Genomic DNA, 14,019 nt, shown 5'->3' with positions numbered 1-14,019 from the left:
CTGTTGGCGCCGTCGAGACGGCGTCGCTGGTGTGCTCCAAACGCCGCCAGCGGGGGCACGGGCCATCGGTCTGTTTCAGTATCAGCTAACCTGCCCAGCGTCTAAAGGAGAGTTCTTCCACCAGGCAATCCTGCAAGTTAGTCCCCCAGATCGTCGATCAGCCCGCCACAATGCAACACCTCAATCGGCTGTTCAGCGCGGGCGAACGGAACGAACTCCCTACCACAGTTATATGTTCAGTTTGCGCGGGCTGTGCTCTACCTGCGAAAGATATGACTTTATTCGAACAGCTATTGCCACCTGGCCTAAATTGTGTCCAAAGTACTTCGCGGAAAGCGGCTTTATGCCATTGCATTGCAGTTCAGCTATGGCTACCGTTAACTATGCGTTTCCAACCCGGCCGGGGCCAAGGGGAGAGCAAGATCGACAGGTTATTCCGCAAGCCTGGCAAGAACCACTCGCTGCAGCACGAAAAGGAGATTGCATTGGGGGACCAAGACAAACTCGAAGAAGACGTCGAGACCGAGATACTGCGCACCCGGCAGGTCTTAACGAAATGCGTTGCGATCGCAGTGCATCGAACCCTGGCAGCAATGAACGACCGGGGCGAGAGTCCAGATACGGGCCAACTCGCGGACCTCGCCTATGCCGTCGCATGCTTGGAAGCGGGACGGCACGGCGCCCTGCCCAGCACCCCGCCACCGAAGATCAGCGGCGAACCACCATCTTCGAACATGCGCACGACGACTCCTCGGGGCGCAGCGCAGTGGGGCACCGGCACCCGGTAAGCCCCACGCCGTGGCAGGTGATTTCGTCATCGTTCGCGCCAGCCGCCAGTTAGCGCGCCCGCTCGCACATGGCTGGTTTGGGTGTTGATGTCGATCTCGGTGGTTGCATCTTCGCGGTTACTTGGCGCCGATCGCCCCAACAGACCGCACGGCGCGCCGTGCTGGAGATCGGCGACCTCGTCGGCCAGCACCGTGCGGGTTCGTGGTCGCAGATTTAGCCGCGGCGATTCACCCGCGGTTTCGGACAAATCGCGGGCGATGCGCGCCGCATGGCACAGTGAGATGGCATCATGACCGAAAGCATTTCGCCCCGCTCGAATCTCACCTCGACAGCGACCTGCGGCTCGCCCGGTGAACTGCTGCCTCCGCGGAAACTCCAAGATTGGGTGGGGCTCGGTGGCCCCGCTGTGTATAAGGCAACCGGCGATGAATTCCTGGGTTATCTGGTTGACCTATGCGGCTTGCAGCCAAGTGGTGCGGTGCTCGATGTTGGTTGCGGCTCGGGGCGGATGGCTCTGCCGCTCACCGGTTACCTGAACCGCGAGGGCCGCTACGCCGGCTTCGATGTCGCAAGTGAAGCCGTCGCTTGGTGCAGGGAGAACATCTCGGGATCACATCCCAACTTCGATTTCAGAGTCGCAGATGTTCAGAACAAACGGTACAACCCGAATGGGAGATTCAAGCCGTCCGACTTCCGCTTTCCGTATCCTGACGAGTCGTTCGATGTGGTGTTGCTTGCCTCAGTATTCACGCACATGCTGCCACCGCACGTGAAGCACTATATGTACGAAATCGCCCGTGTGCTGAAGCCGGGCGGACGAAGTTTGATCACTTTCTTCCTGCTCAATGATGAGTCGTCAGCCCTGAGCGACGAGGGAAAGGGATGGATCAAATTCGAGCATGAGATGCAAGGAGCACGAACGGCCGACGGCAAAGATCCCGAAGCGGCGATCGCCTACCCGGAAGCGTTCGTCACGGACCTGTTCTGGGAATGCGGCCTTGAGCTTCGGGGACCGTTCCGCTACGGCACGTGGTGCGGCCGAGCCAACGGAATGAGCGGGCAGGACGTCGTGATCGCGGTCAAACCGGTGAGCAGGAATCGTCTAAGCCAAGGAGCCAACATGACTGACATCGAAAGACCGGAGGGGTCGACCACCCGTCCCTTCCTTCCGACGTCGGACGAAACCGTCGCCGTCGCCGCGGACATGGGCGTCGAAGCCGCCACTAGACCCACGTCAGGAGCATCTCAAAGTATGCCGGGCATGAGCCGCGCCGCCGCCGAGGAATATATCCACAGCCTCTACGCCACCCTCCTGAAGCGAGATCCTAGGCCGGATGAGTTCGCTAACTGGGTGACCACCGCTACCACCCTGCCGGCCGAGCAAGTTTATTTCGCCTTCGTCAACTCGAAGGAGTATCAGCTTCAGCAAGAGAAGTCGGTGCGCCCCATGTTTGCGCCCGGTCACTACTACTCACCCATCGTGGATCCATCGACCATTGCCGAATACGTCGAGAAGCAGTATGCGCAGGAGCCTGGCGACATCAAAGGCATCCAGCTCGATGAAGAAGCCATGGTCCGGTTATGGAATAAAAACGCCGAATTCATAAAGAACACGCCGTTCAGCGAGCATGCAGACGGCAAGAATCGCTACTACTACGACAACGGCTTCTATCCGTACGGCGATGCCATGATGCTGCGCGCGATAATTGCCCACTTTAAGCCGAAGAAAGTCATCGAGGTCGGATCGGGGTTCTCCTCAGCGTGCATGCTCGACGCCGTTGACCACGTCGGCCTCAGCGACTTCGCAATGACCTGCATCGATCCAGATGCCGATCGCCTCCGCTGCACGCTTGGCACCGAGGACGGTTCCCGAGTCGACATCATCGAGGGACTTGTTCAGGATGTGCCAGTTTCGACGTTCTCCAAACTCAACAAGAATGACATCCTGTTCATCGACTCCACCCACGTCCTCAAAACCGCCAGCGATGTGCACTACGAGCTATTTTCCATCCTGCCCAGCCTCAACGAGGGCGTGCTGGTACATTTTCACGACATTCACTACCCGTTCGAATATCCACGGCAATGGCTGTTCGACGACAATAGATCATGGAACGAAATTTATGCTCTTCGCGCCTTCCTGACCTATAATTCGGCCTTCGAGGTGGTGTTCTGGAACGGCTTGTTCGCGCACCGACAGCGTGACTTGGTTCACGAGACCAACCCGCTGTTCCTCAAGAACCCCGGCGGCTCGATCTGGCTGCGAGCCCGGACATTCGTGCCGAGCGTTGAGCTGTGACTCTAGCCGTGATTCAGCAAAGATTTGACCGTTAGACCGTAAGCCCCCCGGCGTTCCTGCCCACGGTGAAGATCATCGACAGCCACGGCGTTGGCGCTCGTTCGGTTCGGGCACGTGTCAAGAAGGTGATTGTTCACCCGCAGGCGGTGCGGGTGCTCAGGAGCCGGCGGAAGGCGATGCCGTCCCACCCACGTGATAGTGCTGTTCATAGCCGACGAGCTGTGAGTCCTCGCGGGGCGACACAGTGCGGCGGGCCGCAGGCCGGCCGCTAGGCTTAGCGGAGCGCAAACAAGCGCTGTTCGTATTCGTCCAACATCAATGCGCCATACGCGGCGTTCGCATGCGTCGCATCCTCGTCCCAATACTCGGGCCGCAGATACCCATCTTCGGTCATCGCCGATGCACTGACCGGCCAAAATTCCACAGCTAGGCGCTCCGCGGTCTCGCGCATCATCTGCTGGAGCAGCGACCACAGCTTCAGGCGGAGGAATACGGGCGTGAGCTGCGCCTTTTCAGGATTAAAGCCGAGGTCCGAGGCAAGCTTGGTGAAGAAATCGGCATGGATTTGCATGCCGCGCCGAATGGCTTCGTTGTCAGCTTTCGGGGGTGGCGTTCCCAGGACGATCGGCCGCGGCCCGCTGGCATCCAGCATCCGTGTCAGGACATTGGCGAGGTGGCTCATCGAAGGCAGGAACACTTCGCGCACCTGCAGCTCGGGGACGAGTTCGACCCGTGGGTCCACGACCAATTCCGGGTGCGACGCCAGAGCGAAATCGAACGGTTTGTCGAGGAACATGAAATGTGTGACGTGCTGGTTGCCCTGCCAGCAGACGGCGATGCGGAAGGTTTTGGCCAACTCGACGGCCGCGTCCCAATAATCCAGATTCGCCGGGCTGCCGCCGATCCTCACGAATCCCCGGACTTCGTCGATGGGATTCATCTCGTAGTCGTCGGTTGACCGGCCGAGGTGCCCGCCGTAGCAGTTGACGTGGGAATTGCCGACGATCAGCAAACGCACACCGCGCGGCGCCCTCGGCGCTTCACCCTTGCTCCCACTCCGCTGCAACAAATGCTTCATCCCCTGTCTTCGCGGACGCTCATGCCGGAATCTCTTTCAGGCGCCGCTTAAATTCGTCCGACGAGACGAACAGCTTGACAAGGTCGATCACCGACATGCCACGTGCGGCACCGGTCCAGTCTTTCAGCTCGCGTTCCCCGGGCGAGCGGGCCAGCAGCTCGGAATAGAGGTTCCGGATGGTCTCTTCCGTGACATCGCCGACCGGCCTGGTCGGAATGTCGGCCATCCCCTCCTCGCATTCCACATGGCTCAGCATCTGCGAGAGCCGGCGCGCCGAGTCTCCGTCCTCGCGCGGCGCGTTCACGATGCATGCGTCTTCCGGGGCCTCGCATGCCGCAAGAAATGCGGTCATCACGGTGGCGATGGCCTCCTGCGTGACACTGCGCCGATCGGCCTCGAGGTACGCATCCGGAGCTTGTGGCCCCGTAACGATCTCGAAGGCCGGAAAGTAGTAGACGAAGGCGTGGCGTCTCACAATCTCCTCCGCGCACACCCGCAGGACGGCCTTGCTGTAGGTGGACGAAGGGAGCACGTGCTTCCCAGTTGCGGTGGCCACCAATGGCACCGGCGAGACGGTGAGGATGATCCGAACTCCGCGATTCAAGGTGCGAAGCTCGGTGACGAACGCGTCGAGATCCGAGGTGACCTCTTCCACTGAAAAGTTGACGAACCCATGGAGCGCCTCGTCGAACGTGCCGGCAATCGTCCCGGGACATGCGGGAAAAACCGCTCCGTCGAGCCGCGAGACCCACGCTTCGGTGAGGCCGAGCGTGAAAATGAAGACCTTAGCCTCCTCGAACACCCGCCGGACCGCGCACAGATGTTGCGCACCGAGTAGGTCGAACTCGCGGTCGGTGAGCGCGTGATAGCGAAGTCCCGGACGGAAGGGGTCGATCACGCCGGCGTCCGTGTGCCAGCGGTCTTCGGCGGGTCTGAAGGATCCTCGGCAGCGACGCAGGAGCTGGAGTAGCTGCCGCGGCGTGTAAATGTTGCCGTACGCCGCGCTGAAGTTCTCGTAGCCGAGGTTCTCGGGCCGAACGTTCAAGAACGCGGGGTTACGCCTCTCGATCCGAAGGTATTCGAACCCCGCACGCTCCAGGAACGGCACCAGGTTGGATGCAAAACAACTCCCGGCCGACGCGACAGGTTCACCTGGTCGGATCAGCGGCCCATCATGATCCGCGAGTTGGCGGACGTCGTAACCCGAAGATACCGATCGACTCCAAAAGGAGCGGTCCGGCGCAGAATGGTACGGATGCATGAAATTCCTACACGACAAAATAAATGGAGCAACGGCGGTATCGATACGTCGCGAGCATCGACCGGAACCATTTACGTGGACAAACCCTGCGATCCATACCCCCCGTCACCCTGAAGCGCATAATACCGAAGTGCACAATCCCGTTCCATCTCTTTCCCTCATGACGAGGCGATGATGAGCACCCACCATGCCGGCGGCAAACGTTCCCTGCGCGGGCATGTCGACCGAGTCGACAAGTTTCTCATCGCGGGGTGGGCGCTCTGCGAGGACGAGCCTGCGGAGCGGCCGGAAATCCAATTTGTGCAAGCTGGCGAGGTGGTCATCACTTTGCGGCCCTGCTTCCCACATCCGCAGCTGCGGACGGCCCTGAATCTCCCCGCCTCGCCAGCCGCACCGACGTACCACTGGCGCCTTTGGATGCCCCTCGCCAACGGCCTGAAGCCGGACGTTCCGTTCTCGATCGTCTTCCGCGAGAACGGTGCGCTGCTGACATTGGGCGAGAACCGTCGGCTCGCGGCGATGCAGTCGATCGATCCCGCGGCGCGAGCTGACCTTGACGAAGCCGTCCTGTTCACCCCCACGATTACTCGTCTCGAAGATGCACTGGACGTTTCCGTCGTAGTCGAAAAGCCCACTCCCCCAGGCGACGTGGCAGTGAAGCTTTTCGATCGATCCGAGACGAGAATCCCCTTGCGCCCGGGGTCACCATCCGTGCTTGGGAAGGAAGCCAGTTACGGGAGCCTGCGCATCCCGCGATCACAGGTCATGGCGGCATCCGGCACGAGCCTGCGCATCGGCGTCGACTCGAGCGAACCAGGGGATTCGCGGTCGCAGTTCCACTCGTCGTTACGCAGCCTCTGGATCCCAAAGGCGGTATTCGACGCTTCGAGGCTCAGTGCGCCGCTTCCCGACATCGCCAATATCCATCGCGTCTCGGGTCCCACGTCGGACGCCTTCCAGTACCTCGTCTTCGGAGCCACCACGTTCCACCAGCTCGATCTCATCGCGCGGCGTCACGCCGGGCGGCCGATCGCAGACCTTGGGACGGTGCTGGATTGGGGCGTCGGCTGCGGACGCGTGTTGCGGCAGATCCGGGAGTCGGGTGAGGGACGGGCCAAAATGACGATCGGCCTGGATATCGACGAAGTGAACATCCGCTGGTGCGCCCAGAATCTTGCGACGCATGGCGACTTCGGGGTCCTCTCGCTCGACGGATTCGACCTGGAGGAAAGGTCCGTCGATTTTCTGTATGGCATATCCGTGATGACCCACTTGACCGAGTACCACCAGCTGATGTGGCTGGATCGAATCCGTAGGATCCTCAAGCCGGGCGGGCTCGCGGTCCTCACGGTTCACGGTGAAGGCGTGTACTACCGGCAGCCCCAGGCCCTGTTTGCCCCGTTCGTCGAGCGCTTCGGATTTTTTGACAGCATCGCCGACAACGCCATCGGCGAGGACCGGAGCACGTACTATCGGGCGACTTATCACTCGCGCTCGTATATCCGGCAGACCTGGGCCAAGTACCTGGAGATCGTCGACGTGATTGTCATGGGGCAGCACTTCTCGCAGGACTACGTCGTGCTTCGGCGACCCACAGGGTAGTTCTGCGCCCACGACGTTTACTGGAGCCGGTCTATCGGCCCACTGCCGACGCGACCAAGCTGAGGCGATCCTCATCGCAGATGACCGAACTCGCGCAGCGCCTCAGTGAGCAGTTCGGCGGCCGAAGGCTTAAGGATGCCGGGAAGACGCTGCGCGAGTTTGGTCGAATCTACCTCAGGGCCTCGCGGAAATAGACGCTCGGTTGCGCAGGTGGACAACGGCCAGCAACGTTTAATTCGTGCAGACAGGAAGCAGATTGGTAAGTGGATCTACCGTATCGGCTTGTGGTCGACACGCCAGTACGAACCCCAGTAGTCAATCGGCAATATCGGCGATGTGATCCCGTAACGCTCGCGGAAATCGTCGACGGCCTTCGCGCACGCCGGCAGGAAATAATCGTCCACGATCAGGAAGCCGCCATAAGACACCTTGTGATAGAGCGCGTCCAATGCTTGGATCGTCGATTCATACATATCGCCGTCAAGTCGCAATACAGCTAACTGGTCAATTGGAGCATCCGGCAACGTATCCTTGAACCAACCCTCGAGGAAAACCACGCGATTGTCGAGCAACCCGAAACGGCGGAAATTATCCTCAACGTCCCCACGCGATACCCGGAGCTGAGCACGGGTGTGATGCAGATCCCCTGCATCCGCGGGAAAGTTCTCGACGTCCGGCGGCGGAAGTCCGGCAAAGCTGTCAGCAACGAAGACACGTCGCGTGGCATCGCCGTATGCTTCCAAAATTCCCTTCATAAGGATGCAGGCCCCGCCTCGCCAGACGCCGGTCTCTATGAAGTCACCGTCGACGCCGTCTAGCACTACCGTCTCGCAGGCGTAGCGCAGGTTTCGCATGCGAACGCCTCCAATCATGGTGAAGGACAGTGAAGGCCAGTCCCTCCCCAGGAGACGCGTGTTTGCATCGAACTTGTCACCTGACCAGTAGTCACAGGGAGCATCCTCGAAAAGCATGCCGGTGAGCGAGGCCTCGAGGAGATTGAGATACCGCTGGGCCAATCTGCCGCGGCCGAACCCCTGATCGTTCGACGCTTGTCGAGACACCAGCGTGTTTGCTGGTTGCCGGTCCCCGTCATCCATGTGGTTATCTCGAATTCGATATCCGCGCCGGCCGGTGGGACGGGCTAGGTGCTTTCACCGGTGCATCGTTTCTTGTTGCGACCTTGTCGCGGCTGACCGCTCGCCGCACTGCTGAGCCGTTTGGCTTTTGTTTAAGCCCATAAACGTCGAGGAATCCCGCTACCATTGCCGCCCGAGACGGCGGTTCGGGGATCGCACCGGAAAGACGCTCCCAAAGACCGTTTTCCGTAGCGGCTCTCAGGATGACTGCGGCCAGTGCGTAGGGGTCACCTCGGGTGAAGTGGAAGCCGTCAACGTCATCGGTGATGCGCTCGGCCAGCGCCCCGACATCGGAACAGATGACCGGGCGGCGGAATGCCCACGCCTCCGATACCACGAGGCCGAACGCCTCCTCCCAGAGGGAAGGCACAATCGACCAGTCAACGCGTGCCATTCGGCTAGCGAGTTGATCTACCTGGTAGGAACCATTGAATTGCACGATTCGCTCCGCAAAAGGGCGCTCATTCTCTTCGGCGAGGAACTGCTCAATTTCCGTGGCGAGTGCTGGCGTGGCATAACGGAGGTTGTCGCCGTTTATCTCAACCTTGAAGGTTGTGAAGCCCTGCTCCCGAAGGATTGCCACCGCCCGCAGGATAATTTGAACACCCTTTATGTCGACCAGCTGTCCAAAGAAACCGAAGCGGTTCTTTGGCCCCTCGGGAGCGGGAAGCTCTACACCGCGGGTGCAGTCGGCTTGACCGTTTGACACGTGACGGATCTTTCCCCCGTCGATCCCCCACGCTACATAGCGGTCGATCATGAAACTGCTGGGGCAGGTAAAAACGTCCACCTCCTGCAGGTGTCGCATGAACCACATCTTCCGCAACGAAAAGTGTTCGGGCGGGCGATCGGGAAAGCACTGATGACAGCGGACCGAGCTTGCTTGCGAGCACAGCGATTGATCGCTCGTTCGCACCATATGTCCGTTCGCTTCGCAAATGCTGAGAAATTCGTGGAAGGTGAACACAAGGCGCGCTGTGGGCAGGATTCGCCTGGTCAGGCTGAGCAGATCAATGCCATAAGTCAGAAAATGATGAAAATGAACCACGTCAGGTCGAATGTCCCTAAGAAATTCGCAATAGGCATCGATCAGACGGACTGAAGACGTTCGATGCCAGGCACCGTTGTATTCCTGCGGCAAGAACAGGAATTCGTTTGGCCTCTGGTCGAAGCCGGTGATGCAGGCCCCGGCTTTATACAATGCCGGATATGCCATATCGGTTGAAGCCAGGAGTACCGGTTCGACACCTGGTTCGTCCTGTAATCCCTGGAATAGTTCGTAGGCAATCTGCTGCGCACCGCCCCGCATCAATTCGGGATGGTGGAGACTGACAACGAGGACTTTGGCGTTGCCCGCTCTTTCGGTCATTTCCCCCGCCTCAAATGTTGTTCCCGGTGAGCGCTCAGCGGTGAGCCGGAGTCGAGAAAGCTTGTGGCGCAGGACCGTGGAGGCTCTTCGTCACGGTTTCACCCCAGACTCGGGTGAAGTGCCATCGATTCACCAGGCGTCCACCCTCGGACGCTGGACGGTATGTCGAACCCTTGCCCTCGAAATGCACGAACGGCAGGTAATGAAGCCAAGCCGGCTTACCCGCGGTGAAACTCTTGAGGCACAGGTCGGCATCCTCATAGTGCCCGTAGATGAATTCCGGCGAGAACCCCCCCAACGACTCGAACCACTCGCGCTCGACGGACATGAACGCCCCGCTCACCGCTGGGACCGGGCGTGAGACAAGGAATGGGTTCGTATGCGGCGGCGCGCCCTTGCCGTAGTGTTCCACTCTGAGCATCTCGCAGCGCGTCGCTTGCTGATCGCGAAAAGAGAATTGTATGTCCACTTCAAAATACATACCCCCATGCATCAACGATCCGTCGTCGTAATACAAAGGCGCACCAAACAGCGCAACTTGCTCCGGGGGCATATCGTTCACGATCTGGCTATGCTGCGACGGCCATTCCGGATCCATGGGAAAAATGTCGGGATTCACTATCAGAAGGCGAGCACTGCGCGCGGCGCTGGCCGCAACATTATTGGCGACACCGAACCCCGCGTTGCCCGGCAGGAGAATCAGCGTGATAGGCATTCCATAGATCCGGTTCGCAATCGTAGCGTCCTTGATCAGCAATTCTGCCAGTTCCGGACTATTCGAGACGTAGATGAACTCGTAGTTTTCGATGCCGCGACACTTCGAGAAAAGCGCACACTGAATCGTCAGCAGGTCCGGCCTGCCGTACAAACACACGATAATTGACGCTTCCGGTCGGGCCGGCGCCACGCCGATTTGGACCGTCTGCCCGCCCGCGGCTATCCGCTTCGAAACCTTGAGGTTCAATGCGATCAGCGAGCGTCCTAGTCCGGCGTCGAGGTAGCGAAAGATTTCCGCGGGAGCATGTCCGACGGCTTGGGTCTTAGCCAAATGATCAAGAACTAGCTCGCGGAATTTCTCTTCGTCCACCGGATGGATTCGACACTCGAGTGTCTTGCGCTCGGCCCCAACTAAGAGAGTTACTTGGGCCGGCGCACTCATCGTTTCCGGTCTTTCGATGGTGACGATCGCCCAGAAAGCGAGACTTCTATCCTCCGGCAGCACCAGATGGTCTGTGACATCCTTACGGCGATACCGGTAGAGAGCCGTCGTTGAGCCCCGCAAGCCAAGGGCGTTCCGCAGCACTAGTTTGCTGACGGGTTCCTGTTCGTCGTCGTTCACCCAGCCCAGGACCAGGCATTGCCCATCTTTGCAACCGAAGATTCGGTCCACGCTGGCGGCGGGGAATCCCGGTGTGTCGGCGCGAACGAGCGCCTCGTAACGAGGGTCCTCAAGACGGCCCTCGCGCCTCCCATAGAATTCGTAGTGGTCTAATGCGGACGGAATTTGTCCGGCCTTGATAGATCTTGCAACGTCCGGAAATGCTGCGAGATAAGCCGACTCATCAAAATCTTCCGAGGCAGCGTGGGAGGGAAGTGCCACGCTGATTGGCCCAGCTGGCTCTGAAGGCGACGTTGCCGCCTTCACCTTCGGCGGACTCTCATCTGTCGAAGTGTTCTTGTCAGCACTTTTCGCGGCAGTCATCAGGTAATTTCCGCCGGAGCTGTGCGCGACCTCGACCGAGCGGAGCCCTCAAGGACTTTCGGGCGTCGCGTTGTCCTCTGCGTAAGCACCCGGCATCCGCTCCCTTCAGCATTGAAGCAGCCGATCGGCCATCACCTTATCGGGTCTGCCGGGTGCCGGTCGACCATTTAGTCAGATCCACCAGTACGGTCGGCCTTGCGGCGGCCCGCTCAACCCGGCGACCTTCGCGCGAGGCGTAGTGGTCACCACGGCGGACGGGTTCGCCGAAACCCACAAGAACTTCGGACAGTCAAACGACGCTCCGCCGGACAGTTCCACCCGTATACGCCAAGCTATTTCCACGTTTGCTCCGGCAGCCGAGTGTCACACGATTGCGCTGTAACGCTCATCCATGGTGTAGCCGAATTCGTTCATCTCGGTTTCGCAGTGTTCGCGAAACGTCTTCACCTGCTCTGCCGTCCAGCCGGACTCAGCGAGCGACAATGTCTTGGAGGCGCTTCCTTCTGCGCTCTCCTGCGGGCGATGAGTACTCATCGCGTTGAAAGCGGCTGGAATCACGCTCTCGTCCGCCTGCAGAAATGCGCACAAACTTCGAGCGGTGCGCTCCGGTTGCTGGATCATGTCGCGCTGCTCGACCTCAATGAAACTTCCCGCCGGCAACCGTTGCCGAACGGTCCGCCACTCGGCCATGCTTCCCGCCCAACCGGCACAGTGGTTTTCGAACGACTCGCCGGGAAACTTCTTCATCCGCGAGATTACATTTTCAATGCCGCGCCGCTTGGCGAAGACAATAACGCAGCCCGGCCACAGTTCCCGAAGGATTGGGCTCGCCAAAATCATGCCCGGATCCGCAGTCTTATCGAACCACGGCTCCTTCTGATCCAAATCGTTCACCACCGTGCGAAACGTCACAAAGAGCCTGCGCTTCAAATCGCGCTTGTCGATGTTTCCCAACATCACACCGGGGTCGGGTGGCTTCGCAAACCTAACAAAGTGTTGATCCACTATGGCGTCGATATAGTGAAGCAGCGAGAGGAAGTGCCCCTCCCCGAAGCCTTGGTAGCCCATATGCCACAGCACGTCGACAAGCGCGCTGGTGCCGGAGCGCACGGACCCCGTAACAAACACTGGCGAGCGCATTGCGTCCTACCTTCCGTTGCGGGCGCGGTGGCCTCGGACATCCACCCCGGCGTGACTGGGTCGAGTTGAGACGGTTGTGGCCGGTTGGTGGGTTTTCACAGCATTGCACCTCGATGGTCGGGGGAGCCGGCAGCCTTCCTCCGGATGTGACTCGTGTGGCCGACTGTGATCATGCATGGCCCTGCCATGCGCGCCCCACAACAACAGCCGGCGTGTCACAAACCGCTGAAGCGCCGGCCGCATGCTCACATCGCGCCTGCGCCGGGGCCTAGGGCAGGGCCGTCCCCGACTCAGTCCAGTTTATGAATCCGACCGGATCCAGTTTATGACAAAGAACCGGACCTAATCCAGTTTATAAAGCCACCCGATTCCAGTTTAAGGAATCGGATTCGGACCCATTCCAAGTCATAAATCCGACCATTTCCAGTGTTATCAAATCTATTTCGACGACAGGCCGGCTGCGGTACCGTTTCGATTGGTTAGCCGAATGCCGTTTCGTATCACGCGACTCTGCAGGGCTGGCAATGAAGCACGGGGGTGCAAATGCCATGAGCTCTCCTTTCTACTTCGACCCCGCCGTCATCCAATGGGTGACTGCGAATCTTGACAAGATCGGCACCGACGTGGCCGCCGCCACCGCGGCGGCGGCGATTCCGACCGCCGGAGTGCTGGGGCCAGCGGTCGACGAGGTGTCGACGGCGGTCGCATCGCTGTTCGGCCAATTTGCGGACGAGTATCAGACCCTGGCCGAGAAGGCAGCGGCCTTCCATGACCAGTTCACACGCACCATGGGGGCCAGCGCGGCTGCTTATCAGAGCACCGAGGCGGCCAGTGCGGCAGACATGCTGCAGGCTGCGATTCGCGCGCCGGGTGATGCCATCAATGGGTTTTTCACGCAGGCCACCGGGCGTCCGCTGATCGGTAACGGCGCCAATGGATACACCACAGCCCAGGGCATAGGGACCGCCGGCGGGGCAGGCGGGTGGTTGTACGGGAGCGGCGGTGCCGGTGGTGCCAGCACGGCAGCGGGCGCGACCGGCGGTTCTGGTGGGTCGGCCGGGTTGATCGGTAGGGGCGGAATCGGCGGTCTGGGCGGCCCCGGCGGTGCCGGTGGCGCCGGTGGCGCGGGTGGGTGGTTGTTCGGTGCCGGAGGGGCCGGCGGACCCGGCGGATCAGCGATTATCCCCGGTACGACTGGTGGTGCTGGTGGCGTCGGTGGTGCCGGCGGGTTCTTTATGGGCCATGGCGGTGCCGGTGGCGCCGGTGGGGCGGGCGCCCCGGGTGCTGACGCCGTTATCCCTGGGGCAAGTGGCAGCCCCGGTGGTAAGGGCGGCGCCGGGGGTGCCGGTGGTGCGGGTGGGTTCGTCATGGGCACTGGCGGTGACGGCGGGCTCGGCGGGCAGGGCGGCGTCGGTGGCGCGGGTCTTGGTGGTGGTGCCGGCGGTCCAGGTGGCGTCGGCGGTCAAGCCGGTCCCGGCGGTCCCGGCGGAGTCTTTGGTGCCCAAGGCGCTCAGGGCGCTCAGGGCGCTCAGGGCGCCTTCGGCGCCACCGGGTAGCGCTCATCTTGTGCCGCTGTGTTTGAGCGGGCGAAGTGGACTGTGTTAAGCGCGTCTACTTGAGTTGTCAAGGTAATGGATACCTATCGG

The 14,019-nt window shown here is 60.6% G+C and carries 11 protein-coding genes; 4 read left to right on the top strand and 7 right to left on the bottom strand.

Annotated features, from left to right (window positions below; all coding sequences use genetic code 11):
- Positions 1-485 precede the first annotated feature (485 nt).
- Positions 486-788 carry a hypothetical protein gene (locus AWC08_RS13645; protein WP_142283559.1) on the top strand — a complete coding sequence of 101 codons (303 nt, stop codon included), beginning with the start codon at positions 486-488 and terminating at the stop codon, positions 786-788.
- Between the two features lie 26 nt (positions 789-814).
- Here AWC08_RS13645 and AWC08_RS36490 read toward each other — a convergent pair whose 3' ends face one another.
- The gene (locus tag AWC08_RS36490; protein ID WP_156803119.1) at positions 815-979 is read right to left on the bottom strand and encodes a hypothetical protein; all 165 of its coding nucleotides are present in this window, start codon (positions 977-979) and stop codon (positions 815-817) included.
- Between the two features lie 99 nt (positions 980-1,078).
- Between AWC08_RS36490 and AWC08_RS13640 the strand changes: the two genes are divergently transcribed.
- Positions 1,079-3,085: a methyltransferase domain-containing protein gene (locus AWC08_RS13640; protein ID WP_083271289.1), complete on the top strand. Its 2,007-nt coding sequence runs from the start codon at positions 1,079-1,081 to the stop codon at positions 3,083-3,085.
- Between the two features lie 274 nt (positions 3,086-3,359).
- On the opposite strand, the gene AWC08_RS13635 is transcribed toward AWC08_RS13640, so the two are convergent.
- Positions 3,360-4,103: a hypothetical protein gene (locus AWC08_RS13635; protein ID WP_069434609.1), complete on the bottom strand. Its 744-nt coding sequence runs from the start codon at positions 4,101-4,103 to the stop codon at positions 3,360-3,362.
- 79 nt (positions 4,104-4,182) lie between these two features.
- Positions 4,183-5,424, bottom strand: coding sequence for a GSCFA domain-containing protein (locus AWC08_RS13630; protein ID WP_082986662.1), 1,242 nt, complete (start codon positions 5,422-5,424; stop codon positions 4,183-4,185).
- A 174-nt stretch (positions 5,425-5,598) separates the two neighbouring features.
- Here AWC08_RS13630 and AWC08_RS13625 point away from each other — a divergent pair, with 174 nt between their 5' ends.
- Positions 5,599-7,026: a class I SAM-dependent methyltransferase gene (locus tag AWC08_RS13625; RefSeq protein ID WP_159459990.1), complete on the top strand. Its 1,428-nt coding sequence runs from the start codon at positions 5,599-5,601 to the stop codon at positions 7,024-7,026.
- A gap of 269 nt (positions 7,027-7,295) precedes the next feature.
- Here AWC08_RS13625 and AWC08_RS13620 read toward each other — a convergent pair whose 3' ends face one another.
- The 4 genes from AWC08_RS13620 to AWC08_RS13605 form a co-directional block, all read right to left on the bottom strand.
- On the bottom strand, positions 7,296-8,123 hold the full coding sequence (locus tag AWC08_RS13620; RefSeq protein ID WP_069434607.1) for a TylF/MycF/NovP-related O-methyltransferase: 828 nt from the start codon (positions 8,121-8,123) through the stop codon (positions 7,296-7,298).
- Positions 8,124-8,127: 4 nt separating this feature from the next.
- Entirely contained in the window at positions 8,128-9,531 is a 1,404-nt protein-coding gene (locus tag AWC08_RS13615; protein ID WP_069434606.1) for a glycosyltransferase, read from the bottom strand.
- 34 nt (positions 9,532-9,565) lie between these two features.
- Positions 9,566-11,233 carry a glycosyltransferase family 2 protein gene (locus AWC08_RS13610; protein ID WP_142283558.1) on the bottom strand — a complete coding sequence of 556 codons (1,668 nt, stop codon included), beginning with the start codon at positions 11,231-11,233 and terminating at the stop codon, positions 9,566-9,568.
- A 363-nt stretch (positions 11,234-11,596) separates the two neighbouring features.
- Positions 11,597-12,373: a sulfotransferase family protein gene (locus tag AWC08_RS13605; RefSeq protein WP_082986154.1), complete on the bottom strand. Its 777-nt coding sequence runs from the start codon at positions 12,371-12,373 to the stop codon at positions 11,597-11,599.
- Between the two features lie 524 nt (positions 12,374-12,897).
- Here AWC08_RS13605 and AWC08_RS39045 point away from each other — a divergent pair.
- Positions 12,898-13,929, top strand: a complete 1,032-nt coding sequence (locus AWC08_RS39045; RefSeq protein WP_065132659.1) for a PE family protein — start codon at positions 12,898-12,900, stop codon at positions 13,927-13,929.
- Positions 13,930-14,019: the final 90 nt, after the last annotated feature.

Source organism: Mycobacterium gordonae, assembly GCF_002101675.1.
Lineage (GTDB): Bacteria > Actinomycetota > Actinomycetes > Mycobacteriales > Mycobacteriaceae > Mycobacterium > Mycobacterium gordonae.
Note: the sequence above shows the minus strand (reverse complement) of the source record. Positions and strands in the feature narration are given on the sequence as shown.